Annotated in this window: 1 protein-coding gene and 2 pseudogenes; 1 reads left to right on the top strand and 2 read right to left on the bottom strand. The window is 56.6% G+C overall.

The window, feature by feature from the left end; genetic code table 11:
• Positions 1 to 283 (bottom strand): annotated as a pseudogene (locus AWB81_RS42340) (tyrosine-type recombinase/integrase); the annotation flags it as partial.
• 615 nt (positions 284 to 898) lie between these two features.
• Between AWB81_RS42340 and AWB81_RS42335 the strand changes: the two are divergent.
• Positions 899 to 1,552, top strand: a complete 654-nt coding sequence (locus AWB81_RS42335) for an HNH endonuclease (RefSeq protein ID WP_062644494.1) — start codon at positions 899 to 901, stop codon at positions 1,550 to 1,552.
• Positions 1,553 to 1,797: 245 nt separating this feature from the next.
• On the opposite strand, the pseudogene AWB81_RS46245 reads toward AWB81_RS42335, so the two are convergent.
• Positions 1,798 to 2,136: pseudogene (locus tag AWB81_RS46245) on the bottom strand (IS4-like element ISCku4 family transposase); the annotation flags it as partial.

The following is a 2,136-nucleotide window of genomic DNA, read 5'->3' as shown; positions in this document are numbered from 1 at the left end:
ACCGAACGAGCCGGTCGATGAGCTTCAGGTATCTCAGCCGTGTCGTTGTGCCCGGCGAGCAATCTCTCGCGAGTTCTTCAAAAAATCCATCGATGTGATCTGATCCGAACGTCGTCAGCGTCTGCGCATGGGCGACAAGGAATCGATTAAAGCGCGCAAACATCGCACAGTGTTGAACGATGGATCGTTCGGCGAAAGCTCGGCGATCAGCGCCGGCGGCTTCGGTGCGCTGCCACTGCGCATACGCGGCTTCAGGATCAATCGTCCAGAGTGCCAGGGTCATAAATCGATATACTGAATTGGCAATCTCGTCAGGATACCCGAAGCTGACGCTTCGCAAATACAGATTCGCTGTCAAGGTACGCGTAGTCAGGCGATCAAGACCGGAACGCCTACTAGCATCGTTTAAGACGGGCGTTTTGGAACGACTACTTTGTGCGCGAGAGCTCATCGGAGCGGCTCGATTGCGCTGCATTCTTTGCTTGGCGAGGAGACGAGGGGAACCTTGAACGGGACGTACGCCCTGCGTTCATTGCCGAGGTGTCAGCTGCAACGTCTCGTCCAAGGAGTGAACTCGTCACCGTGCCAACCTTGCTTTACAGCGTGTGGAGACCAGCGATCAGCAATCAGCAATGGACTTAGCGACGATATTCTGAGAACTGTGAGCCACTCTAGCACCGCGGTGGGGCTTTCCGGTGGCGGCCCTTCGCTAGGAAGCCCATTCGAGGACCCCGAAACCAGTGTGTGTGGCATCTCGACGATCGCAGCCGAGGAACTCAAGGAAGATGCAGAAGAGCTTTTCGGCCTAAAACTAACGAAGATTGATCGTGCTGGAGCGCAGGCGGCGTGAGGTCACCTCGTTCGGAACGTCGGCGCATCCGAGTTCCACACGGAGATCTTGCTTACTACGCTCGAGGATGAACGCCACACCGACGACACGGGCGACTCGCGCTTCAATCGGGGTATTGTCTGCGGGGCAAGCGCCGTGCTAACGTTTGGGACTGTTCCAGTAACGTCAGTTTGCCTCGATATCATCTTGCTCGACGACTTGCACACTTTTGGCGACCCTGCTCTGCAGCGAGATGTCTTTGTGATCGATGCCTCAGGTAATGCCCTCGCCATGTGCACTCGGATTCGGGCGCAACAACTGCTTGAACGCGACCGCGCGAGCCTCGTGCAGATCGATCCGTTCACGATTCGCATCGAGCGAGCGAGTTCCACTTTGCCGAGCGCAGCGGATGATGGGAACACTGCGCCCACGCTTCAAGCGTCTAAGAAGCGGAAGAAACGGCAAGCCACCATACGTCGGCTTTTGCGACGCGATGGCAATAATTGTTTTTACTGCGGACTCAAGATGAGCGAAGAGGAGGCAACTATCGAGCATTTTGTCGCCCTTGCTTCGGGCGGACCGGACCATCCGGACAAATTGGCGCTCGCACACGCAAATTGCAATCTCCGCGCTGGGAGTTTGAGCGCCGTTGCAAAGGTGCGGCTTCGCTCACGAATCCTGCGCCAGTTTGCAGAAAACGACTCGCAATTCGGAGAACATTGAGACCAGCGATGCCGCGTGGCAGGCGCCCGCGATTCAGCTTCAATCTGTATCCGGGGTGACCCGGGTGCGTCGAGGACTGTGACGATGCGACGTTATTCCAACTAGAGAAGTTTCCGATTGAGAGTCGGGGCGGCGGCATGCTAAAACATTGCTGCGGTGATGAAGCTGGACCGTCGTCGCGCAATTCCATTCAGCGTGATTCGTTACCTGTACTCAAGAGTGCCGAGTTCGGCACAGTCTTGGGGTTATGTGGCCAGTCGGAACATCTCGAAGGTGTCAGGGTCCTGCCTTTCGGCGATGAATTTCGCGAAGAAATTGGTTTTGGCGCTATTCACGAGAAATTCGGGCAGGCATTGTCGTAGTGCACTGGCGACAACCAACTCCGATGGAGGGATGCCGGGACGGATGGTGCGCAGCCAGGATCCAAAGGAACTCCAGACGAGTGAAGGGAATACCGCTGCCAGGTACTGAAGCAGTCCCTGGCAGACGATGCCAGCCTGAATGAAGACGTGATAGGCGTGGGTCTTGCGCTTGACGGCGTCGCGGTACTCGGGCGACTCGCGATGAAGGTATTGATCGCCGTT

Origin of the sequence: Caballeronia arationis, from assembly GCF_001544975.2 — a bacterium.
Taxonomy (GTDB): Bacteria; Pseudomonadota; Gammaproteobacteria; order Burkholderiales; family Burkholderiaceae; genus Caballeronia; species Caballeronia arationis.
The sequence above is the reverse complement of the archived record's forward strand: the minus strand, read 5'-3'. Positions and strand labels throughout refer to the sequence as shown.